Origin of the sequence: Herbaspirillum sp. meg3, assembly GCF_002257565.1 — a bacterium.
GTDB lineage: Bacteria > Pseudomonadota > Gammaproteobacteria > Burkholderiales > Burkholderiaceae_D > Herbaspirillum.
Window position 1 is genome coordinate 1,191,150 of the sequence record NZ_CP022736.1, and the last position, 21,843, is coordinate 1,212,992.

Consider the following 21,843-nt stretch of genomic DNA (forward strand, 5'->3'; position numbering starts at 1 on the left):
TGAGCTGAAAATAACGCGATAATTCGGCTGATAGCCTGACTAATTGCAGAAAAATGAGCCGCCTGAAAAAAATAAAAGTCGAACAACTCGAACTGGGAATGTACTTCTGTGGTTTCGAAGCGTCCTGGATGGATCATCCTTTTTGGAGAAATCGTTTCCTGCTGAAAGACGTGGCTCATCTGCAACAGGCGAAGGCCAGCGGGATTACCCATTGCTGGATCGATATCGATCAGGGCAAGGATGCCCCCGACGAGACGGCGGAAGAGGATGCCGACGATGTGGTTGAAGGCGCAGTGGAAGAAAGCCCTGTTGAAGAGACACCGGCGTTGCCTGTGCTGGCCGTTACCGAAGAAGACCACGAAGCAGAAGCCGTCACGGTGACGATTGCCACCGCGGCCGATCCTTTTTTTGCAGAAGTCGAGCAGGCACGCGTGTTGTGCGAAAGCGCCAAGGACACCGCCAAGGCGATGTTCACCGATGTTCGCCTCGGTAGAGTCCTTGATATGGATAGCTGTCTGCATCTGGTCGATCAGATCACCGCCTCGATCTTGCGTGACGGCAGCGCACTCACCAGCATCGTGCGCCTGAAGATTGCTGATGATTACACCTATATGCATTCCGTCGCGGTGTGCACGCTGATGGTGGCATTGGGACGTACTCTGGGCATGGATGAAGCCGCCTGTAAAGAAGCCGGGCTGGCCGGCTTGCTGCATGACGTCGGCAAGGCCTTCATTCCGGTGGATATCCTGCACAAGCCGGGCAGCCTGACACCGACGGAGTACGAAGTCGTCAAGCGTCACACGGTGCTTGGTCATGACCATCTGGTCAAGAATGCCAACATTCCCGGCTATGCGACCGATGTCTGCATGCACCATCATGAAAAAGTGGACGGAACCGGTTATCCGCATGGCTTGAGCGGCGCAGGGATTTCTTTTCTGGCGCGTATGACCGCCGTGTGCGATGTCTACGACGCCGTGACCTCGGAGCGGCCTTATAAAAAGGGCTGGGATCCTGCCGAGACGCTCACTCGCATGTCGACCTGGACCGGCCACTTTGACAAGACCATCATGTCGGCTTTCGTCAAGACGCTGGGTATCTATCCGATCGGCTCGTTGCTTAAAATGGAATCCGGTCGTCTGGGGCTGGTGATCCGCCAGAGTACCGTCGTCCTGACCAAACCGGTGGTGAAAGCTTTCCGCTACAACACCGAAGGCGAAATCATCGACTCCGAAGTCATCGATCTGTCCGATCCCAATGCGACCGACAGCATCCGCCAACGCGGTGGAGAAGAATGGCTGAAATACAATGGCCTGGACAGGATGTGGACACAGCCTACGCCGCCGTCATCTTCATCGTCATCCTGACCGCGATTCTTCGCGTGGAATGACCGTCACGTATTAGAACTCATTTCATAAATAGGCGTGAGATGCGTTCTTTCCAGAAAGGGCACTGGCAAGGCGTGCGACGCGTCGCGTGGTGGTGCCACGCGCAAGGAGTGCAACGCGGCCAGCGCCCTTTCTGGAAAGAACCCGGAGGGAGCGTCCTGTTTGGGCGAATTGCTGCGTTACGAATCGGGGTCAAGACGTCCAGTCTTGACCCCGATTCGCGCCTTGCACTTCATCCCAAACAGGGTAAGCTCGCATTCACGCCTATTTATGAAATGAGTTCTAGTATGATTACTGCGTGTCGTGCGTGTCATGATTGCCGGCGCCGGCAAGCCCATTCTTTACATGCGTTCCGGCGCGATCATTTCAGCATAGTCATACAAGGCGCCGAGGATCTCTTCGCCGCGTTCATCCACGCTTTCGGACAACTGGTCGATTTGCTCGAACAGTGCGTCCAGCGTGCGGGCACCGCCTTCGCCTTCGAACAGCCGTGCGGCGCGATGTTCTTCCCATCGTTGCGCTTCTTCTTCCGACAAAGTTTCAGGGAAATTGCGCGCGCGATAACGGAACAGCAGTTCTTCCAATCTGGCGTCGTCAAACGTGATGCGCGCCTGTGCCAGTTGTTGCGGCGACAGCGCGCGCAATTGCGTGAGTTGGCGGCGGTCATTGTTGCCGACGAAGCCGCCGTACAAGTCTTCATCCACGTCCGCCGGTGCTTCCTTGGGACGCTGAAATACCTTGGCCCAGACCGCATGCATTTCCGGCAAGGCGGCCGCGCTTGCCGCATTCTGCAAAGCGGCGTCGACGTCGACACCGAGTTCGGCGGCACGTTCTGCGGTCAGCGTTTTGAGGCTGGCGATCACCATCGGCGATTTGTTCAGATGGATGGTCTTGACCGGCAAGCGTGACACCCCTTCCGGCAGGTCTTCGGTTTTGCTGAACATGCGTGTGCGGATTGTCTCTGCATCAAGTCCGGCGAGTTCGGTCGGGTCGCGGCTCAGATCCCAGGCGATCACTTCATTTTTGTTGGTCGGGTGGGTGGCCAGCGGCCACATCACGGCGATGCAACCTTGCGTCGCGGGGAACATGCCTGACACGTGCAAAAACGGTTTGGGCGTTGCCAGTGCGAGTTCGGTGGCGACGCGTTCTTTCTTGTGCAGGGCGAGACAGAAGTCGAACAGGCGAGGCTGTTTGTCTTTGATCAGGCGCGCGAAGGCGATGGTCGCACGCACGTCGGACAAGGCATCATGAGCCGCTTCGTGGAGGATGCCGTTTTCCCTGGTCAAATGTTCGAGCTTGAAGCTGGGCGTGACGCCGTCTTCTTTCTTCGGCCATTGGATGCCGTCGGGGCGCAGGGCGTAGGTGGTGCGCACTACGTCCAGCAAGTCCCAGCGGCCGCAATTGTTTTGCCATTCGCGAGCATACGGATCGATCAGGTTGCGCCAGAACATGAAGCGCGTGATTTCATCATCAAAGCGGATGGTGTTGTAGCCGACGCCGATGGTGCCGGGTTCGGACATGGCTTGTTCGATTTGCGCAGCGAACTGGTATTCGGGAATGCCGCGCTCAAGACAGTCTTGCGGCGTGATGTGCGTGATCAGGCAAGACTGCGGATCGGGGACGAAATCGGGTGCCGGTTTGCAATAGATCATGATCGGCTCGCCGATCTCGTTGAGCTCGGCATCGGTGCGGATCGCGGCGAACTGCGCCGGGCGATCGCGACGCGCTTGTGCGCCGAAGGTTTCGTAGTCGTGCCAGAGGAAAGTGTGATTGGACATCGGGACAGTGATGAGTCGGTGAATGCGGAGCAGTGGGCAAACAACAGCGGGCACGCAGGCAATATGCAGGCGCGGCCGCAGCCGGTTGGAACATTCGCGATTTTAACCGACGATCACTGTCAGGCGAAGATTGCCGCCGGCCGGATGAGAAGGATACGGCCCAGGCGAGCAGGCCGAATGGATTTATTGAACGATGCGGCGTTCGTTCTTGTTGAGGATCGCTTGCAGGCTCTTTTGCAGATCGCCCTGATGTACGCCGCTGTTGGCGCTGCCGCCACCGTATTCGATATTGTCGATGACCCAGCCGCGGGCGTCGCGCGAGAGCACAACGCGATCAACGGATTTGAACGGCGACTGCAACTTGGCGTCGCTGTAGATCAATTCCACCGAGCAGGTGCTGTTGGCTTCCTTGACCTCGCAGCCCAGCACGCGATAGGTCGAGGCACCCTTGGGATGCGTGGTGAACAGGTCGCCATCCACCAGCGGCGGGGTTTGATTGTCGGTCTGCGCCAGATGCGCTTCTTCGGCGACGGAAACATCCTTGAGCAAGTCGAACAGCGGCACCGACAGGAAGTGGCGGAAAGTGATCAGTTCCTTGAGCGATAACGCGCCGTTGGGGCGGTTGGATTGATGCGTCTGGTAAAAGCTGTTGACCAGATCTTTGGCTTCTTGTTCGCTGCTGGCGCTGCAGCCTGCCATCAGCAGGGCGGCAGCAAGGATAAGCGTATTGCGGAATTGCTTCACGATCTTTTTCTCCCCGGTCCGATTGCTTTCGTCGCGGTCTTCATCCCCGTCACCAGCGTTATTCTGATGACCGGCGACGCTGACTGCCGGTTGGCAACCGGGTCCATTTGCTTGTTCTATTGCGATATTGTCATGTTGTCAGCATTCCCCGGATTGCGGATTGCCGCGAGGAAACGCACTCAGCATGATAAATCAAACTGACGCGGTCTTCACGCATCCGGCTGCACGAAAGGCTTCGGCATGCACTTGCCATATCCGCTGCTCTATTCGTTGCAATATCCGCCTGCGCGTCTATCGTACCGCAGCGTCGAGGGAATGTTGATAGGGAGATTATCGGAAGAAAAGGCGCATTTCTTCAATATGCGCCGGGACGAACCAGGATCAGTTGTAGTCCTGAACAATGCTGCTGAGCGTGTCGGTCAGGTATTCGCGTTGCGACGACTGTCCGCTGCCGAGAAACTCGATATCGTCGATGCGCCATTGATTGTTCTCTTTGACGAGCAGCAATTTGTCTTTCCAGCTTTCGTCACTGCTGCCGCCTTTGCTGTCGCTACTGCCTGTGTGGCGAAACTTTACCTGGCAGGAGGCGCGATTGTCTTCGCTTTCACAGCTGTCCATCTTGAACGAGGTGGCGCCTTCAAACAAGGACGTGAACAGGTCGCCGTCGACCAGCGGTGGCACCGGCTCTTCGGCAGCAGCGTGGTATTTGACTTCGGTTTCCGAGGCTTTGCTCAGTAGCGCGAACAAGGCTTGCGAGAGGAAAGGCTGCAACAGTTTGAGTTCGTCGGCATTGGGAATGCCGGGGGTATGCGACTTCAGATGCTGTTGGTAAAACCCGGAAATCACCTGCTCCTGCAAGTGCGTATCATCCGGCGGCTCGCCGCACGCTGTCGCACAGGCGACGGTGAACAAGGCTGCGATGCGGGTAAAAATCTTCATGCAATTAGGTCCGGGTGAATCAGTCTTGAATTGTGTGGAATCGTGTTGAATCGTGTTGAATCGTATTAAATCGCGTCGACTGCGTGTCACGACGTGCGGATGACGATGCGGCCATGTCAGAGTCGCGGATGCGTCATGCGTTCCCCTCGTTGCCGTTGCTGCTTGCGTTATTCACGTTCTCAATTGTTCAAGTTGCCGCGGGGCATCATGATGCCGCAGGATGATGAGCTATTGCAATGACAGGGCGGCGACAAGCGGGAGCGCGGGTGAGCAAGGGTGAAAGCGATGCGCAGCGAATGCAGTGTAGATGTGCCCGTATCCGTAATGACCGGGCACCGTCGGGTTGTTCGGGAAGACGCTGACGTGCTTCCCGATTTTGTTCCGGCGTTATCTTGCTTTTGATAGCTTGCTTCCGATTTATTTCGATTCGGTCAGTAGAGCGAAGTGCTCGACATGCGGTGCGCTGGCGAAGAACGGGCCGACGATGCCGCGCCATTCTGTGAAGGCCGGGGACTCGCGAAAATCGACAGTGTGATTTTCCAGCGTTGCCCAGTGCACCATCAACAGATAGCGCTCAGGCGCTTCCACACCTTTTTGCACTTTGTGGCCGAGATAACCCTTGGCCTTGGAAATCGTCTGCGCGATGCCGCGCTGGATGGCTTCGTCGAATTCAGCTTGTTTGCCTGGTTGGATGCGGATATCGGCAAGTTCCAGAATCATGGTTGTCTCCGTAGGGGATGGAAAAGCGGGTCTCGATTATTACATTTTCCAGCGGGCATTGCGTGCCTCCACCCGACTGCGATTCTGTTTCGCCCCCACCGCATGAAAAGCCTTCAAGATGAACCTGTACTTTGTTGTACAAATGACTATGCTGAAAGGAGCAGGATCAGCATCGCTGACTGGTTTTCTCGCGTGGGTTTGCTGCGTCCACGGGGTGACGGCGGTCGGATCTTGCACAAGGAGACAATCATGTTAGGCAGACAAAGGCTGTATTTCATGCTGCCGGATATCCCCAGTGCACGCAGCATGCTCGACGAGCTGTTGCTGGCGCGTATCGAGATCCGGCATATGCATTTCTGGGCGCGGGACGGCGACTTGCCGGACGATATGCCCGACGCGACTTTCTTTCACAAGACCGACCTCACGCACGGCGCCGAAATGGGATTGCTGGTCGGGGGGCTGATGGGGTTCGCGGGTGGTTTGTGGTTGCTGCTGTTTCCGCCTGAATGGGTGCAGGTCAGCATGGTGGCGGTATTTGTCACGACCATCACCGGCGCAGTACTTGGCAGCTGGATGTCGGGCATGGCGGCGGCTGCGATTCCCAATTCGCGGCTGAAAAACTTTCATGCGGATATTGCGAGCGGCAAGGTGCTGCTGCTGATCGATGTGCCGTTCAAGCGGATTGAGGCAATTGAAGACCTGATCGCCAGTCGTCATCCCGAAGCCAGCTTTCGCGGTGTAGAACCGCATATTCCGGTTTTCCCCTGACAGTGGTTCACGTCAGTTGGCGCACCGCCTTGCCGGTGCGTTTTTTTTGTATTCGCCAGTTGTTGATCTCTGGTTTCAACAATGTGGATGTCGGCCAAATTGGGGCAGGCGACGCCCCATGTCGGGAAATCTGCACTGCGAAAAAGCAAGGCTCGCCAGTGGTGTAAATTTTTTAGCTGTTTCGGCTGTTTTTCGCTGGTTTCCACCCGGCAGACAATTGTTATTTTTGCCGCCACTCAATACACTAGCTCCCGGTCATCCAATAACAAGATACGAGACGTGCTGCGGCCTTTATGGTGATGGCGGCGCGTTCCGATAACATCCGGAAGGAAACTCATGGCAGGTTCTTATTTTCCACAATGGCGGGTACGCAGCAGCACCTCGGACGGACAAGGCCAGGTCATCGCAACCGACGAACGTTTGCCGATGCCGCAGACGGTCGCCATGGGCGTGCAGCACGTAGTCGCCATGTTCGGCTCCACCGTGCTGGCGCCGTTGCTGATGGGTTTCGATCCTAACCTTGCCATTTTGATGTCGGGTTTCGGCACCTTGCTGTTCTTCCTGCTGGTGGGCGGCCGCGTGCCGAGCTATCTGGGTTCCAGCTTCGCCTTCATTGGCCTGGTCATTGCCGTCACCGGCTATGGTGGACATGGCCCGAACACCAACCTTGGCGTCGCGCTGGGCGGCATTGTCGCGTGTGGCGTGGTGTACACGCTGATCGGCTTTCTCGTCAGCGCCATCGGTACCCGCTGGATTGAAACCCTGATGCCGCCGGTGGTCACCGGTTCGGTGGTCGCGGTGATCGGTCTGAATCTGGCACCGATCGCGGTCAAGGGCGTGACTGGTAACAACTTCGATGCGTGGATGGCCTTGGGCACGGTGTTGTGCGTCGGCCTCGTTGCCGTATTCACACGCGGCATGGTGCAGCGTCTGCTGATCCTGATCGGCTTGCTGCTGGCCTACGTGATTTACGCGATCCTGACCAACGGCGCCGGCCTGGGCAAACCGATCGATTTCAGCAGCGTTGCGAATGCAGCATGGTTCGGTATCCCGACGTTTGCGTCGCCGGTGTTCAAGATGGATGCGATGGCCTTGCTGGCGCCGATCGCCGTCATCCTGGTGGCGGAGAACCTTGGTCATATCAAGGCGGTCAGCGCCATGACCGGCCAGAATCTCGACAAGTACATGGGACGCGCCTTCATCGGCGACGGCCTGGCGACAATCTTGTCGGGCAGCGTGGGTGGTACAGGCGTGACGACGTATGCAGAAAACATCGGCGTCATGGCGGTCACCAAGATCTATTCGACGCTGGTGTTCGTGGTGGCGGCAGTGATTGCCATCGTGCTGGGTTTCTCGCCGAAGTTCGGCGCAGTGATCCTGACCATTCCCGGCGCGGTGCTGGGCGGCGTGTCGATTGTGGTGTTCGGCCTGATCACCGTGTCCGGCGCGCGCATCTGGGTGGAGAACAAGGTCGACTTTTCCAACAACACCAACCTGATCGTGGCTGCGGTCACGCTGGTACTGGGTGCTGGTGACTTCACGTTGAAACTGGGTGGTTTTGCGCTGGGTGGCATCGGCACCGCCACCTTCGGCGCGATCATCCTGTATGCGTTGCTGAGAAAGCGCGGTTGATTGCGCTGTCTGAACGACAAGTAAATCGCTCACCAAAAGACGCGGCCCGACGGTCGCGTTTTTTGCTATTGTTGTTGCGTCGCCTGGTCGGCGCGTCATCAAGGATTCATTTTGCGGTTGTAAACTGATTTAAACGTCGAAACTTGCTAAATTTCCATTGAGCAATTTTTGCGGACTTACTATACTCACGTGTTGCAGTCGCATTGCATCGAATCAGGCCCGGGAAGGGGACTGCGGATGCAGAGCAGTAGTCAGTACTTGCTGCGATCGCAGCGATTGCAGCAACGCCGGCCGTCATCACTCAAAAAACAGGAATACGCCGTATGAATACCGCCCTCAAACGCTCCCTGGCACTGCTGTGCCTCGTTGTACCTTTCACTCCTTTGCTGTCCGGTTGCGACGCTATTGCGGGCAAGAAGGACTATGCCTATTTCCGCAAGCACATCGATGAAGCCAAATCGGTCTCCGATCAATGCCAGCTGAACGGCACCTCCGGCATGGAGCGGGACAAGATTGCCCAATGCGACGCTGCACGCGACGCCTACGCCAATCGCAATTACAACTATTGATCTCCTGATCTCGTGAATCCGGCGGGTGGTCTGCACACCCTTGCCGGTTTGCACCGGCCTTGTCACAAAATTGTCAAAGTCGGGCGGTAGAATCCGGCGTTTCCCCTGTGGAGTACGCCGCGCCATGCATAATCCCCCAGAAACACCTCAGGCTTTACACCTGCTCTACGAGCCTGCCGGGTTTATCTGTGCATTTCGGTTCGATGATGGACGCGCCACATCGCTGAAGTGGCATGAAGTCCTGGCCCACAAAGTCGCCTCTCCTGCGTTCAGCTGGCTGCACGTCAAAACTGCCGACGTCAAGGTGCGTCACTGGATGGAAACCAGCGACGACATTCCCGAGCACATCGCGGAATTTCTGCTCAGCAGCGACACGCATCCTTGCCTGCATACCACCGCTAATGGTGCCTACGGCACGCTGGCCGATCTCAAGATGGAAATCGGCGATACCGGCACCGAAAAGGGCGCACTGCATTTTTTCCTCGATGGCAATCGTCTGCTGACGTTGCGCACGCAGCCGCTGTGTTCGACCAACATGCTGCGCCAGAAGGTGCTCGACGGCGCGCTGTTCGATAATCCGATGGAGTTGTTCGCCGAGCTGTTGCGTTGTCTGGCTGACGGCTTTGACGCCCGTGTAGCGTCGCTCAACGACAAGGTGGACGACATTGAAGAGTCCGTGTTGTCGGATCGCCGTCCGGAAGACCGTGCGGAACTGAGCGCGATCCGGCGCCAACTGGCGGAGTTACGCCGGCACATCACGCCCGAGCGGCGCTTGCTGAATCAGCTCAATCGTCTGCGTCCGGCCTGGGTGCCGACTGCTGCGCTGGAAGAACTCAACCACGCGCTTGATGAACTCAATGAATTACACCTGACTTTGGAAGCGCTCTACGAGCGCGCCAAACTGTTGCAGGAAGAAATCGCTTCCCAGATGTCGGAACAGATGAACCGCAACCTGATGGCGCTGTCGATTCTGACCGCCTTGCTGATGCCTGCCACGCTGGTGTCGGGGATTTTCGGGATGAACGTTGCCGGCTTGCCGGGTTTGCATGACGAAGCTTCGTTCACCATGGTCATGTGGGTGATGATGGGCCTCGGTGTGGCGACGGTCGGCTTGCTGAAGTGGCTGAAGATCTGGTGACTGAAAGTCGTTTCCGGAAGCCACGCTCGACGTAGCATCGGAGGGGGCACAAAGCGCATTGATGCGCTTTGTGCAAAGCATCAAACATCAACCCTCAAACGACAAAGGACAGATTGTCAGTCGATGATCCTGTATCAGCAATTTCCTTTTTTTGCCTGTCCCGGTGGGCAATGATAACGAGGTCCATCGTCACGGTTGTCGTTGCCATGTTCGCGATGTCGTTCTTCACCCCGGCGCCAGCCGCCGCGATGCAGTTCCCATCCATGCGGTCCCTCGCGCCATTCAGGGTGGTCATATTCATAGCCGCGGCGCATGCGCTCCCAATGTCCCTGCACCCATACATGGCGATGTCCGTCCCAGTTCCAGAAGCCGGGGGCCCATATATAGCCGCCGCGTGGAGGCGGAGCCGCTTCATAGCGTGGTGGTGGCGGAGGCGTGCCGATGTTGATGTTGACGCTGACTTGTGCCGCAGCGTGGCCGGGCAAGAACGCCGTGAGACAACTGACAGCGATGGCGGAAGCGCAGAAAAAGCGTTTCATCTGATGACCTTTTTTGATTTTGAGAGAATCGGACTATACCGATAATTTTTTGTTCACCAACCTGATGATGCATTTGATTACATTTGACTTCGTCGGTTCTTCAGGTGCAACGTAATCAGGCATTAGCGGAGACAAGTATGTTCCTTTTTATCTCCGATGCCGACTTCATTTGGCTAAAAAAAATCCTTCCGTAAATACTGACGGAAGGATTCTTAATATTCCACGTTCTATCTGAGCGCCCGCTGCAAACAGCAGGCGTTTTCTGCCGGAAGATCAGTAAGTACCGATGTAATCGCCCTTGCCGATTTCCACGCCGTTGTGGCGGAAGATGTCGTAAGCAGTGGTGACGTGGAAGAAGAAGTGTTGCACACCGTAGTGCAGCAGGTAGGCTTCGCCGGTGAAACGCTTTTCTTTCGGCGTACCTGGACGCAGCACGATTTCACGCCCTTCGGCGCCTTCAAATTGTTCCGGCTTCAAGCCGTCGATGAAGGCAATGGTCTTGTCCAGACGTGCTTGCAGGTCAGCGAAGCTGGCTTCGTTGTCTTCGTATGGTGGCACTTCGACATTGGCCAGACGCGCAGGCACGCCTTTGGCAAAGTCGGCGGCGATCTGCACCTGACGGGTCAGGTTGAGCATGTCCGGGAACAGGCGTGCTTTCAGGAAAACATCGGCGTCGATGCTTTTTGCAGTGGCGTGCGCTTCAGCCTTTTTCAGGATGTCCTTGAGCGCGTTCAGTGCTTGCTTGAAAACAGGGACGGACGCAGCGTAGTAAGAGATGGTCATGATTTTCCTTTGGTGTAGTGCCGGTAAGCGCATGGCGCGCTGACGCAGATGATGCGGTCGTGCTTTGAATTATGAGTATTTCTGGAATTCGCTTTTTTGAAATTCGATTTCCAGCGGGCGAAATTTGGAGTACAGCCACAGGCCGCAGGCGAACAGCGTGCCGAGGAAGCCGGTGAAGATCAGCGCCAGCATGATGCCGACGAAAGGCGAGGCGATCAGACCCATCAGGCCGGTCAGATGCTGGCCGTTCCAGACGATGGTTTCAGCGCCGAAGAAGGCAAACAAGCCCATCAGGATGGAGATCGGCACCATCGAAAAACCTGAAGCGATCGCCAGGATCTTGTAGACCGTGCCGAAAGAGAAGCGTTTGATTTCCATTGTTTCAAACATGATTGACCCACATAAAAATGCCGGCGCTGTCGATGCGATGATGCAGTGCCGGCCTAAACGTTATTGTTGGAATTGTTGAGTTGTTACTTTGCGACCCAGCTGTCTTTCAGTGTCACGGCACGGTTGAATACGGGCTTCCCTGCGACTGAATCAACGCGGTCGGCGACGAAGTAACCATGGCGTTCGAACTGATAGATCGCCCCGGCTTCGGCGGTCTTCAGTGTCGGTTCCAGATAGGCGGTGATGACTTCCTTCGAGTTCGGATTCAAGGCCAGCTTGAAGTCTTTGCCGCCGGCGTCCGGGTGCGCGTCAGTGAACAGGCGGTCGTACAGGCGTACTTCAGCTTCCAGCGCATGGTCGGCGCTGACCCAGTGCAGGTTGCCCTTGACCTTGTAGTTGGCGCTGCCGGGTGTGCCGCTCTTGCTGTCTTCGAAGTAGTTGCAGTGCACGGCGGTGATGTTGCCGTCCGCATCCTTGTCGCAGCCGGTGCACTCGACCACATAGCCGTAACGCAGGCGCACCTTGTTACCCGGGAAGAGGCGGAAGTAGCCCTTGGTAGGCACTTCCATGAAGTCTTCCTTCTCGATCCACAGGTTCTTTGTGATCGGGAACAGGCGGTGCTCGCTGTCATGCAGCGGATGTGCCGGGGGATAGACCGGTGCGCTGCATTCGACGCTTTGGCCTTCCGGGAAATTGTCGATGATCAGCTTCAGCGGACGCAGTACGGCCACGGCGCGTGGTGCCTTCGGATCGAGATCGTCGCGCAGTGCGCCTTCGAGGATGCTGTAGTCGATCCAGCTGTTGTTCTTGGAGGCGCCGGTACGGTCGCACATCAGGCGGATCGCTTCCGGCGTGTAGCCGCGACGGCGCAGGCCGACGATGGTAGGCATGCGTGGGTCATCCCAGCCGCTGACGATTTTTTCATCGACCAGCTGTTTCAGTTTGCGCTTGCTGGTGATGATGTAGGTCAGATTCAGGCGGGCGAATTCATATTGATGCGGCAACGGTTTCTTGAAGAAACCTTCTTCGGCCAGACGCTCCAGCACCCAGTCGTAAAACGGGCGCTGATCTTCGAATTCCAGCGTACAGATCGAGTGGCTGATGTTTTCCAGCGCGTCTTCGATCGGGTGTGCGTAGCTGTACATCGGGTACACGCACCACTTGTCGCCGGTGTTGTGATGGGTCGCGTGGCGGATGCGGTAGATGGCCGGATCACGCAGATTCATGTTGGGGCTGGCCATGTCGATCTTGGCGCGCAGGATCAGCGTGCCGTCGGCGTGCTTGCCGTCGCGCATTTCTTCGAACAGACGCAGCGATTCGTCGGCAGGGCGGTTGCGCCATGGCGAGTCGGTGCCTGGCTCGGTCAGCGTGCCGCGGGTTTCGCGCATCTGTTCGGCGTTTTGTTCATCAACGTAGGCCAGACCTTTGCGGATGAGTGCTTGCGCACCGGCATACATGACATCGAAGTAATTGCTGGCGTAGTACAGATGCGGTTGGCCGTCGTGATCCCAGTCAAAACCCAGCCATTTGACCGAGTCGATGATGGTGTCGACGTATTCCTGGTCTTCCTTCTCCGGATTGGTGTCGTCGAAGCGCAGGTGGCAGCGGCCGTTGTAATCACGTGCCAGACCGAAGTTCAGGCAGATCGACTTGGCGTGACCGATGTGCAGATAGCCGTTGGGTTCGGGTGGAAAACGGGTCACCACCTGCGGCAGAGCCTGGCCCTGCTTGTCGCTGCGTTCGGCATAGGTACCGGAAACCAGATCGGCTTCGATGATGCCGCGCAGGAAGTTGGTGGATGGTGCTGGCGTGTGACCGTTTTTCAGTTCGTTGCTCATGGATGCTTTGAGGGAGACATTTTTATATAGACAGACATTTTACCGCAGCGCGCCAACATTGAATGGGTTTCCCGGCGGCTATGGAGGCAGGCGGTGGAGCGATTGTCGCAAATCTGGCCGGAAATAATTGATTACACCTGATACGGATAGGAATTACCTGGTTTTTTACTTTGCGGGCAAGCTGTGCTTCATCGTCAAGTTTTGCCAAGTCCAAGGAGGACGTCATGAAGAAACTTATCAAACTCGCCATTGCCGGCGTGCTGGTCGCTACCACACTATCCGCCTGCATTGTCGTGCCAGCCGGACCGCCACATGGCGGCTACTATCGCCATGGCCCTTACTACGGACCGTATTACGGCCGTTAAACAAGCCAAACAAACCGTCCTCTGTCAGCGCTATGCGTAGCGCGCATGTTGTGTCATATCGTCAGTAGTTCAAAAAGGGAGTCAAAAATGAAAAACAGCCTCAAAACATTGTTCTTGCTTACCGTGACTGCATCTACTCTTGTCACCGCCGCCGCGCATGCGGACGAGCCCGGTCGCCATCCGTTTTATGCCCACGCCCGCGCCGACTTGGATCAGGCACGTTGGTTGATTGACCATCGGCCGGGCGACAACTGGCAAATGGGACGCAGCGAGCAGGTTGCTCTGCGCGAAATCGATCTGGCTGCACGCGATGTGACGCAATTGGGTATTGATGTCGGCAAGGACATGTTCCGCCCCGAACGTGCCGATGTGCATCCAGACCGCCGCGGCCGCCTGCACGATGCGGTAGCGACGCTGGAAAAGGCCCATCAGGATCTGGCGCATGAAGAAGACGACCCCCGGGTGCGCGGTTTGCAGCGGGATGCATTGCGTCATGTTGATATTGCCTTGCATGCGACCCAAGACGCTATCCGCGAAGCCGGGTACTAAGCCTTCCTTCTTTTGAGATGCCCGCCGCAGCTTGACTATTGACTGTCACCGGCGGGCATTTTCCTTTCCGAACGTCGCTCCTGAACTGCATTTTGTCCTGAACTCACGGCATTTCGTCGCATCCCGCTTGGCGCAACGCGCGCGTTTGCCGACACTGGCCTCCCGTTTCCCTCACGGAGGATAGTTATGTCGCTCAGTCTGCTTAAGACCTTGCACCTGCTCGGTGTTGTTCTCTTTCTCGGCAATATCATCGTCACTGCCTTCTGGAAAATCATGGCTGACCGCACGCGTGATCTGGCCGTGATCCGGTTCGCCGTGCGCGCGACCAACTGGGCCGACCTCGTTTTCACCTTTGGCGGTATTGTGCTGCTGGCCGTCGCCGGCGGAAAGATGGCCGCTCTGGAAGGCGGCCTGATGCAAGCCGGCTGGCTGCATTGGGCTTACGGACTGTTCATCGTGACAGGTCTGTTGTGGGTAGGCATCCTGATCCCGGTGCAAAGGGCGCAGGCGCGTTTGCTGTATCCCTTGCCAAGCGAGGCGCAGATTCCTGCACGCTATTGGAGGCTGTCGGCAATCTGGGCCGTGGCGGGTTCGGTCGCTACCGTGCTGCCACTGGCGATTGTGTATCTGATGATTGCCAAGCCAATCTGATGTGCATGCTCACATTTGCTTGAACAAATGGGTGAACAGGCGGCTGACAGCCAGTGTTTCCGGGCGTGCGCGCAGTCGCAGCGATAATTTCCCGGCTTCGTCGCGCTGGGCCGATTGTACCTGCGTAATGCGGACGATGGTGCCACGGTGGATCTGCCAGAACTGATCGGAATCGAGCTGCGGAATCAACTCCTTGAGGCTGGTGCGGATCAGTGATTCGCTGTCGGCCGTGACAACGTTGACGTACTTGTCGGTGGCTTCAAAATAAATTACTTCCTCTATCGGAATCAGCTTGATCTGATTGCCGACGGCGGCGCGTATGATGCGCAGCCGCTCTTGTGCTGCAGGTGCCGGCGTGATGCTGCGCAATTGTTGCAGCACGCGTTCCATATCGTCACTGGTATTGCCGGGATTGCCGGTCTTGCGGTTTTGCGCCAGCCGGGCTTGCAGACGTTCTACCGTTTTTGCCAGACGCTCGTCGTTGGCCGGTTTGAGTACGTAGTCGATGGCCGCCTGTTCGAAAGCCTGAACGGCGTAGTCGTCATAGGCGGTAACGAACACCAGCAGAGGAAAGGATTGTCCCTCCGGCCATTCGTCGGCCAGTTCACGCGCGGCCTCCAGTCCGCTCTTTCCCGGCATTTTGATATCGAAGAAGACGATGTCCGGCTGCGCCGCCAGCGCATGATCGACCGCTTCGATGCCGTTGGTGGCGACACCGATAATCTCCAGCTCCGGCCACAGACGGCACAAGGCGGTAGACAAGGCGGCAGCGAGCAGGGCTTCGTCTTCAGCAATCAGAGCGCGGGTAGCGAGAGTGGTCATCGCGGCATCGTCCTTTATCGTGTCGGGTTGGGATCGAGCGCCGTGAGAGGTATCGTGATCTGCGCCACGGTACCTTCTGGGATATTGTGCGTCAGGGTCAATTCAGCCAGCGGGCCGTACAGTGCATCGAGGCGGGCGCGGATATTTTCCAGGCCGAGGTGGATGCTTTCCGGCTTGTTGTAACTGGTGGTAGTACTGAGTCCCATGCCGGTGTCGAACACGCTCACAATCAGCATGCCGTCATGCACGTTGACGCGCACGGTGCAATCGCCGCCTTCTACTTTGGGTTCGAGACCGTGGCGTATCGCGTTCTCGACCAGCGGCTGCAGCAGCATCGGCGCGATCGGCGTGGACTTGAGTTCATCCGGCAATTGCAGGCTGTAGGTCAGGCGCAAGCCCATGCGCAGTGACATCAGGCCAAGGTAGGCCTTGGTCAGTTCAAACTCCTGTCCGAGCGAGGTCTGGGTGCTGCGCGAGGTCGACAGCGTGGCGCGCAGGTAGTGGATCAGTTGATCCAGCATTTGCTGGGCACGGATGGGTTCGGTGGAAATCAGGGTTTGCAGTGTCGCCAGCGTGTTGAACAGCATGTGCGGCTCGATCTGCGCTTGCAGCATCTGCAACTGCGCCTGGACGGCCTGCTTTTCGATGATGACGTTGCGGGCTGCCAGTGCCGCCATCTTTTCGCGATTCCAGTAAAACAGCGTCGCGCCAACGCAGACCAGCAAGATCAACACGATGATGCCGATCGTGTTGTTGGCCTGGCTCAGTGTGAACCATTCGATTGGCCGCCCGATCAGTGCGCTGGCGATGGCATTGCCGATGAAAAACGACAGCGGTGCAAAAATCAGCAGCATGAGGAAAAAACCGGGCTTGTTCGGCTCGTCTTTACCCCATAAAAAAATGCGGCCGCAGTCGATCAGCACCATGGCGGTAGTGCCGATACACATCGAGAACACCAGGTTCTCGACAAAGCCGGCGCCGATGCGCATGAGATACGTGACCACCACTGCGCACAGCAGGTTGATGATCACGGTCGGCACCAGCCCGCGTAGCAATTCCGGTGCGATGAGAGATAAGCGTGAAGCGAAGGTTGTTGCGGTAGTGGTCATTGCCGGTGATTTTTCAATTCCTGTTCGATCATGCGTTGTTTCCATGCCGGGGGCAGCCGCATGAATACTTTCAAGCCGTGAAATAGTAACCCGATTCCCCATCCCAGTAACGGGCCGGCCACCCAGAATGGCTGGTGCGCTTGCATGTGCGTCTGCAGCAGATTCAGGGTGATCAGGCCGGCGTTGACCAGCAGATAGATGCCAAGATGGGCGAAGAAGCCGAGCTTGCGCTCGACGCGCCGGGTAGCGTCGGTCAGGACCGTATCGGATGATGGAGAAGATGCTGGCATGGTGATTCCTCGTTGCAGGGATAACGGCATGATGCGCTGCTGATCGTGACGGAGACAGTGGTTTGCGACGAAGCGTCAAAATCCCAGCACGAAGTGCTGCCAAGCTGCGCGCCTCGGCATAGAATGGCGGCAACAAATTTTTTGCACGGAGAAAAACATGTGGCCATACCCAAAAGTTGCAGCACATCGTGGTGGCGGCACGCTCGCCCCTGAGAACACGCTGGCGGCGTTTCGCTGCGGCATGGAGTACGGTTTCAGGGCAGTGGAGTTTGATGTCATGCTGACCGGCGACGAGCAAGCCATCCTGATGCACGATCCTGTGTTCGGCCGCACGCTGCCGGGCGAAGGCAAGATTGCGGAACACACGCTGCAGGATTTGCAGAAGCTGGATGCAGGTGGCTGGCATAGCCCGAAATACGCCGGGGAGCCGATCTGCACACTGGCGCAGGTGCTGGAGTTCTGCCGCAGCAATGGCATCTGGATGAATATTGAAATCAAGCCGGCTGGAGAAGCCTACGCGGTGCGTACCGGCGAAGTTGCCGGCGAAGCCGTGGCGCGCTTTTTTGCTGACGAGATCACCGCACATGTGCCGGGACAGAATGATCGCAGCTTGCCCTTGTTTTCTTCGTTTTCTTTCGATGCGTTGATGGCGGCCAAGCGCACCGCCCCGGGTATTCCACGTGGCTTTCTGGTCGATAAGATTCCCGCTGACTGGGAACAGCGTTTGCAGGCCCTGGATGCAGTGGCGCTGCACACCAGCCACAAGAATTTGACGCCGGAACTGGCGCAGGCAGTGAAACAGGCTGGATATGGTTTATTCTGCTACACCGTCAATGACCCGGCACGCGCAGAAGAAATTCTGGGCTGGGGCGTGGATGGATTTTGTACGGATCGGATTGATCTGATCGGTCCCGCATAGGAAGAACATCGAAACACCGAAATAACCAAAAAAGACGAAACATAGAGGGAAGCAGTAATCATGAAAACCAAAGGCATGCTTTGCATGCTGACGGCTGCGGCCGTCATCACCATCGCCATTACCGGCAACGCTCGCGCACAGCAGGGAAATTCCCAGGGAAGCAGCCAGCACAAATATACCGACGACGCTATCGTCCGTGATCTGAAGGCCGGCAAGCTGACCGTGCGTGAAGCGCAAATCCTGCAGCAGCGGAACGATCAGGCTGCGGCAAAAACAGCGCCTAAAGCCGCTGCTCCTGCCAATGCACCAAAATCGACTGCAAAAAAGACGCATGCGGCCAAACCGGTAACGTCCGTAAAGTCGGGTAAAGCCGGGAAGGACGTCAAGAAAAAAGGCAAGGCGCCCGTCAAGCATCTGACCAGTACACATGCCAAACACGGCCTGCACGCCCCGAAGAGCAGCGCGAAAACCAAGCCGCAACATGCAACGGCCAAGGGCGAACCGTCCAAGGCAGTCAAACCGGCAAAGAAGAAGGATAAGTCCGAGAAAGATAAGACTGCCACCAGAAAGCCGGAGCCAGTCCGCAAAACTGCGGTGAAATACATCAGGTAATTCCTGAATAGACGGCGCGCACGCAACGCTTAAAATGTGTCAACGCGAATCGAAAGCACAGCGTTAAAGACGCACAGGTGGTCGTATGTCAGAACGGATTCGCCGAAATGACGTGGCGGATCTTGGATAACAAATCGTCAGCGCACTTGTAGTGAACCAACTTAAGAGGAAAAAGATGAAACTGAATAAATTACTGGCAGCAGTCCTGGTCGCCGCTTTCGCAATGCCTGTTCTGGCTCAGAACGCTCCTGCAGCAGCTCCGGGTGCTCCAGCAGCAACTGCACCAGCGGCAGCGCCGGCCGCAAAGCCAGCACATTCCAAGCACAAGAAACACGCCAAGAAGCACAAAAAGCACAAGAAACACGCCAAGAAGAGCAAGAACAGCAAGCTGTATCAAGGCGCCTGATTTACCGGAGGGGGTTTTAGCCACGCAAGCCTTGATGGGGCCAGGTCGGAAGGAAACGAGGCCGGTCTGATTCAGGTTGCAGGTTGACATCACCATTAACCCGTTTGGAGCGATCCGAACGGGTTTTTTTGCGTCCGTATTGGCGTTTGCACATCAAGACATGCCCCGGGAGCGTTGCCGACCATGATCGTGATAGGGCTTATCACGTATAATCACCGGTTCGCAACATCTTTTTTGCACCGTTTTCTTTACCGTCCTCGAACATGAACTCAGCCGAAATCCGCGACAAGTTTTTGAAATTCTTTGAATCCAAGGGACATACCGTCGTCCGTTCGTCCAGCCTTGTGCCTGGCAACGACCCGACCTTGTTATTTACCAATTCCGGCATGGTGCAGTTCAAGGACGTGTTCCTCGGCACCGACAAGCGCAATTACGTGCGCGCCACCTCCGTGCAGCGCTGCCTGCGCGCCGGCGGCAAGCACAACGATCTGGAAAACGTCGGCTACACCGCACGTCACCACACCTTCTTCGAAATGCTGGGAAACTGGTCTTTCGGCGACTATTTCAAGCACGACTCGCTGGTCTGGGCCTGGGAGCTGCTGACCAAGGTCTACGGCCTGCCGGCTGAAAAGCTGTGGGCGACCGTCTACGAAACCGACGATGAAGCCTACGATATCTGGCACAAGGTCATCGGCCTGCCGAAAGAGCGCATCGTGCGCATCGGCGACAACAAGGGCGCACCTTACGCCTCCGACAACTTCTGGCAGATGGCTGACACCGGCCCGTGCGGTCCTTGCTCGGAAATCTTCTACGACCACGGTCCTGATGTCTGGGGCGGTCCTCCGGGCAGCCCGGAGCAAGATGGCGACCGCTACATCGAAATCTGGAACAACGTGTTTATGCAGTTCGACCGCCAGATCGATCCGAAGACCGGCGAAGCCACGCTGACACCGCTGCCGGCGCCTTGCGTCGATACCGGCATGGGCCTGGAGCGTCTGGCTGCGATTTTGCAGCACGTGCACAGCAACTACGAGATCGACCTGTTCCAGCGCCTGATCAAGGCCGCTGCACGCGAAACCAACATCACTGATCTGGAAAACAACTCGCTGAAGGTCATCGCCGACCATATCCGCGCAACTTCCTTCCTGATCGTCGACGGCGTGATCCCCGGTAATGAAGGCCGCGGCTATGTGCTGCGCCGTATCATCCGCCGCGCACTGCGTCACGGCCACAAGCTGGGCCAGACTCAGCCGTTCTTCTACAAGCTGGTCAAGGATCTGGTCGCCGAAATGGGCGCCGCTTATCCGGAACTGCCGGAAGCCGCATCGCGTGTCGAACAAGTCCTCAAGCAGGAAGAAGAACGTTTCGGCGAAACGCTGGAACACGGCATGAAGATCCTCGAAGCAGCGCTGGCCAAGAACGCCACCAAGCTCGACGGCGAAACTGCTTTCACGCTGTACGACACCTACGGTTTCCCGCTGGATCTGACCGCCGACATTTGCCGCGAGCGCAATGTTGAGTTGGACGAAGCTGGTTTCGCGACCGCTATGGAACGCCAGAAATCGACGGCGCGTGCCGCGGGTAAATTCAAGATGGCTGCCGGTATCGAATACAGCGGCGACAAGACCAAGTTCGTCGGTTACGACGCGCTGGCCCAGCAATCCAAGGTTGTTGCCCTGTACGTTGATGGCAGCGCGGTTACCAAGATCGAAGCCGGTCAAGATGCCATCGTCGTGCTCGACACAACACCGTTTTATGCAGAATCCGGCGGCCAGGCAGGCGATGCCGGTGCGTTGGAATCGTCGGGCGCACTGTTTGCCGTGGCCGACACGCAAAAGATCCAGCCGGAAGTATTCGGTCATCACGGCAACCTGATCAAGGGCTCGCTGTCGGTGGGCGATGCCGTGGAAGCCAAGGTCGATGCAGAGCAGCGTGCGCAAACCATGCGCAACCACTCGGCAACCCATCTCATGCACAAAGCACTGCGTGAAGTGCTGGGCAGCCACGTGTCGCAAAAGGGTTCTCTGGTCGACGCCGACAAGACGCGTTTCGACTTCAGCCACAATGCGCCGGTCACAGCCGAGGAAATCCGTCGTGTCGAAGAGATCGTTAATCGCGAAATCCTCGCCAATGCAGCGACCGAAGCCAAGCTGATGGGTTTTGACGATGCCGTCAGTGCAGGCGCGATGGCCTTGTTCGGTGAAAAGTACGGCGACGAAGTGCGTGTGTTGTCGATCGGTTCTTCGCGTGAACTGTGCGGTGGTACGCACGTCTCCCGCACCGGAGATATCGGCCTGTTCAAGATCGTGGCCGAAGGCGGCGTTGCAGCAGGTATCCGTCGTGTCGAAGCCGTTACCGGTGAAAACGCACTGGCGCTGGTGCAATCGCTCAGCAATCGCGTCAACGAAGCCGCTGCGGCATTGAAGGCGCAACCGGAAGAATTGATTCAGCGTATTGCTCAAGTGCAAGATCACGTCAAATCGCTGGAAAAGGAGCTGACCGCACTGAAGTCCAAGCTGGCCTCCAGTCAAGGCGATGAGTTGCTGACGCAAGCCGTCGACGTCAATGGCATCAAGGTGCTGGCAGCGACGCTGGAAGGCGCCGACGTCACCGCACTGCGCGAAACCATGGACAAGCTCAAAGACAAGCTGAAGACAGCCGCCATCGTGCTGGCATCGGTCAAGGACGGCAAGGTCAGCCTGATCGCCGGCGTGACTGCGGATGCAACATCCAAGGTCAAGGCTGGCGACCTGGTCAACTTTGTCGCACAGCAAGTCGGTGGCAAGGGTGGCGGACGTCCCGACATGGCACAAGCCGGCGGCACCGATCCGAGTGGTTTGCCGAAGGCGCTGGAAGGCGTCGCGGCCTGGGTCGGCACCAAGGCTTAAGGGGTATTA

At 57.1% G+C, this 21,843-nt stretch carries 23 protein-coding genes; 12 read left to right on the forward strand and 11 right to left on the reverse strand.

The features are described from left to right. Positions 1-53 precede the first annotated feature (53 nt). Positions 54-1,364, forward strand: coding sequence for an HD-GYP domain-containing protein (locus tag hmeg3_RS05440; RefSeq protein WP_094562841.1), 1,311 nt, complete (start codon positions 54-56; stop codon positions 1,362-1,364). A 362-nt stretch (positions 1,365-1,726) separates the two neighbouring features. Here hmeg3_RS05440 and sbcB read toward each other — a convergent pair whose 3' ends face one another. The 4 genes from sbcB to hmeg3_RS05460 all read right to left on the reverse strand — a co-directional run bounded on the left by sbcB (position 1,727) and on the right by hmeg3_RS05460 (position 5,566). Beyond that, positions 1,727-3,163, reverse strand: coding sequence for an exodeoxyribonuclease I (gene sbcB / locus hmeg3_RS05445; protein ID WP_094562842.1), 1,437 nt, complete (start codon positions 3,161-3,163; stop codon positions 1,727-1,729). Between the two features lie 183 nt (positions 3,164-3,346). After that, positions 3,347-3,907, reverse strand: coding sequence for a hypothetical protein (locus hmeg3_RS05450; protein ID WP_094562843.1), 561 nt, complete (start codon positions 3,905-3,907; stop codon positions 3,347-3,349). Between the two features lie 381 nt (positions 3,908-4,288). Next, entirely contained in the window at positions 4,289-4,846 is a 558-nt protein-coding gene (locus hmeg3_RS05455) for a DUF3828 domain-containing protein (protein ID WP_094562844.1), read from the reverse strand. A gap of 417 nt (positions 4,847-5,263) precedes the next feature. Then, the gene (locus hmeg3_RS05460; protein WP_094562845.1) at positions 5,264-5,566 is read right to left on the reverse strand and encodes an antibiotic biosynthesis monooxygenase; all 303 of its coding nucleotides are present in this window, start codon (positions 5,564-5,566) and stop codon (positions 5,264-5,266) included. 249 nt (positions 5,567-5,815) lie between these two features. On the opposite strand from hmeg3_RS05460, the gene hmeg3_RS05465 reads away from it, so the two are divergent. From hmeg3_RS05465 to hmeg3_RS05480, 4 genes are all read left to right on the forward strand, one after another. Further along, complete coding sequence (locus tag hmeg3_RS05465; RefSeq protein WP_094562846.1) at positions 5,816-6,334, forward strand: DUF1269 domain-containing protein; 519 nt, start codon at positions 5,816-5,818, stop codon at positions 6,332-6,334. 336 nt (positions 6,335-6,670) lie between these two features. Next, positions 6,671-7,966: a solute carrier family 23 protein gene (locus hmeg3_RS05470; RefSeq protein ID WP_094562847.1), complete on the forward strand. Its 1,296-nt coding sequence runs from the start codon at positions 6,671-6,673 to the stop codon at positions 7,964-7,966. 323 nt (positions 7,967-8,289) lie between these two features. Then, the gene (locus tag hmeg3_RS05475; protein ID WP_094562848.1) at positions 8,290-8,535 is read left to right on the forward strand and encodes a hypothetical protein; all 246 of its coding nucleotides are present in this window, start codon (positions 8,290-8,292) and stop codon (positions 8,533-8,535) included. Between the two features lie 124 nt (positions 8,536-8,659). Next, positions 8,660-9,673, forward strand: a complete 1,014-nt coding sequence (locus hmeg3_RS05480) for a transporter (RefSeq protein ID WP_094562849.1) — start codon at positions 8,660-8,662, stop codon at positions 9,671-9,673. 134 nt (positions 9,674-9,807) lie between these two features. Here hmeg3_RS05480 and hmeg3_RS05485 read toward each other — a convergent pair whose 3' ends face one another. The 4 genes from hmeg3_RS05485 to hmeg3_RS05500 all read right to left on the reverse strand — a co-directional run bounded on the left by hmeg3_RS05485 (position 9,808) and on the right by hmeg3_RS05500 (position 13,223). Next, positions 9,808-10,212 (reverse strand): YXWGXW repeat-containing protein, encoded by a 405-nt coding sequence (locus hmeg3_RS05485; protein WP_094562850.1) that lies wholly within the window; start codon positions 10,210-10,212, stop codon positions 9,808-9,810. Between the two features lie 273 nt (positions 10,213-10,485). Beyond that, entirely contained in the window at positions 10,486-10,995 is a 510-nt protein-coding gene (locus hmeg3_RS05490) for a DUF1993 family protein (protein WP_050477909.1), read from the reverse strand. 69 nt (positions 10,996-11,064) lie between these two features. Continuing rightward, positions 11,065-11,385, reverse strand: coding sequence for a hypothetical protein (locus hmeg3_RS05495; protein WP_034378978.1), 321 nt, complete (start codon positions 11,383-11,385; stop codon positions 11,065-11,067). Between the two features lie 83 nt (positions 11,386-11,468). Next, complete coding sequence (locus hmeg3_RS05500; protein WP_094562851.1) at positions 11,469-13,223, reverse strand: glutamine--tRNA ligase/YqeY domain fusion protein; 1,755 nt, start codon at positions 13,221-13,223, stop codon at positions 11,469-11,471. A 224-nt stretch (positions 13,224-13,447) separates the two neighbouring features. Between hmeg3_RS05500 and hmeg3_RS24905 the strand changes: the two genes are divergently transcribed. The 3 genes from hmeg3_RS24905 to hmeg3_RS05510 all read left to right on the forward strand — a co-directional run bounded on the left by hmeg3_RS24905 (position 13,448) and on the right by hmeg3_RS05510 (position 14,788). After that, complete coding sequence (locus tag hmeg3_RS24905; protein WP_198361789.1) at positions 13,448-13,588, forward strand: hypothetical protein; 141 nt, start codon at positions 13,448-13,450, stop codon at positions 13,586-13,588. Between the two features lie 87 nt (positions 13,589-13,675). Next, entirely contained in the window at positions 13,676-14,137 is a 462-nt protein-coding gene (locus hmeg3_RS05505) for a hypothetical protein (RefSeq protein ID WP_094562852.1), read from the forward strand. Between the two features lie 186 nt (positions 14,138-14,323). After that, positions 14,324-14,788, forward strand: a complete 465-nt coding sequence (locus hmeg3_RS05510) for a DUF2269 family protein (RefSeq protein WP_094562853.1) — start codon at positions 14,324-14,326, stop codon at positions 14,786-14,788. A gap of 9 nt (positions 14,789-14,797) precedes the next feature. Here hmeg3_RS05510 and hmeg3_RS05515 read toward each other — a convergent pair whose 3' ends face one another. From hmeg3_RS05515 to hmeg3_RS05525, 3 genes are read right to left on the reverse strand one after another with little or no spacing between them, the layout of a single operon-like run. Next, positions 14,798-15,610 (reverse strand): LytTR family DNA-binding domain-containing protein, encoded by an 813-nt coding sequence (locus hmeg3_RS05515; protein WP_094562854.1) that lies wholly within the window; start codon positions 15,608-15,610, stop codon positions 14,798-14,800. Positions 15,611-15,624: 14 nt separating this feature from the next. Further along, positions 15,625-16,719: a sensor histidine kinase gene (locus hmeg3_RS05520; protein WP_094562855.1), complete on the reverse strand. Its 1,095-nt coding sequence runs from the start codon at positions 16,717-16,719 to the stop codon at positions 15,625-15,627. Continuing rightward, a complete protein-coding gene (locus tag hmeg3_RS05525; protein WP_094562856.1) occupies positions 16,716-17,009 on the reverse strand; it encodes a 2TM domain-containing protein in 294 nt (97 codons plus the stop codon). The genes hmeg3_RS05520 and hmeg3_RS05525 overlap by 4 nt, the downstream gene beginning before the upstream one ends. 157 nt (positions 17,010-17,166) lie before the next feature. Between hmeg3_RS05525 and ugpQ the strand changes: the two genes are divergently transcribed. The 4 genes from ugpQ to alaS all read left to right on the forward strand — a co-directional run bounded on the left by ugpQ (position 17,167) and on the right by alaS (position 21,834). Continuing rightward, the gene (ugpQ, locus tag hmeg3_RS05530; protein WP_094562857.1) at positions 17,167-17,928 is read left to right on the forward strand and encodes a glycerophosphodiester phosphodiesterase; all 762 of its coding nucleotides are present in this window, start codon (positions 17,167-17,169) and stop codon (positions 17,926-17,928) included. 60 nt (positions 17,929-17,988) lie between these two features. After that, positions 17,989-18,540: a hypothetical protein gene (locus tag hmeg3_RS05535; RefSeq protein ID WP_094562858.1), complete on the forward strand. Its 552-nt coding sequence runs from the start codon at positions 17,989-17,991 to the stop codon at positions 18,538-18,540. A gap of 175 nt (positions 18,541-18,715) precedes the next feature. Continuing rightward, positions 18,716-18,946 carry a hypothetical protein gene (locus tag hmeg3_RS05540; protein WP_094562859.1) on the forward strand — a complete coding sequence of 77 codons (231 nt, stop codon included), beginning with the start codon at positions 18,716-18,718 and terminating at the stop codon, positions 18,944-18,946. A gap of 263 nt (positions 18,947-19,209) precedes the next feature. Continuing rightward, positions 19,210-21,834 (forward strand): alanine--tRNA ligase, encoded by a 2,625-nt coding sequence (gene alaS, locus hmeg3_RS05545; protein ID WP_094562860.1) that lies wholly within the window; start codon positions 19,210-19,212, stop codon positions 21,832-21,834. Positions 21,835-21,843: the final 9 nt, after the last annotated feature.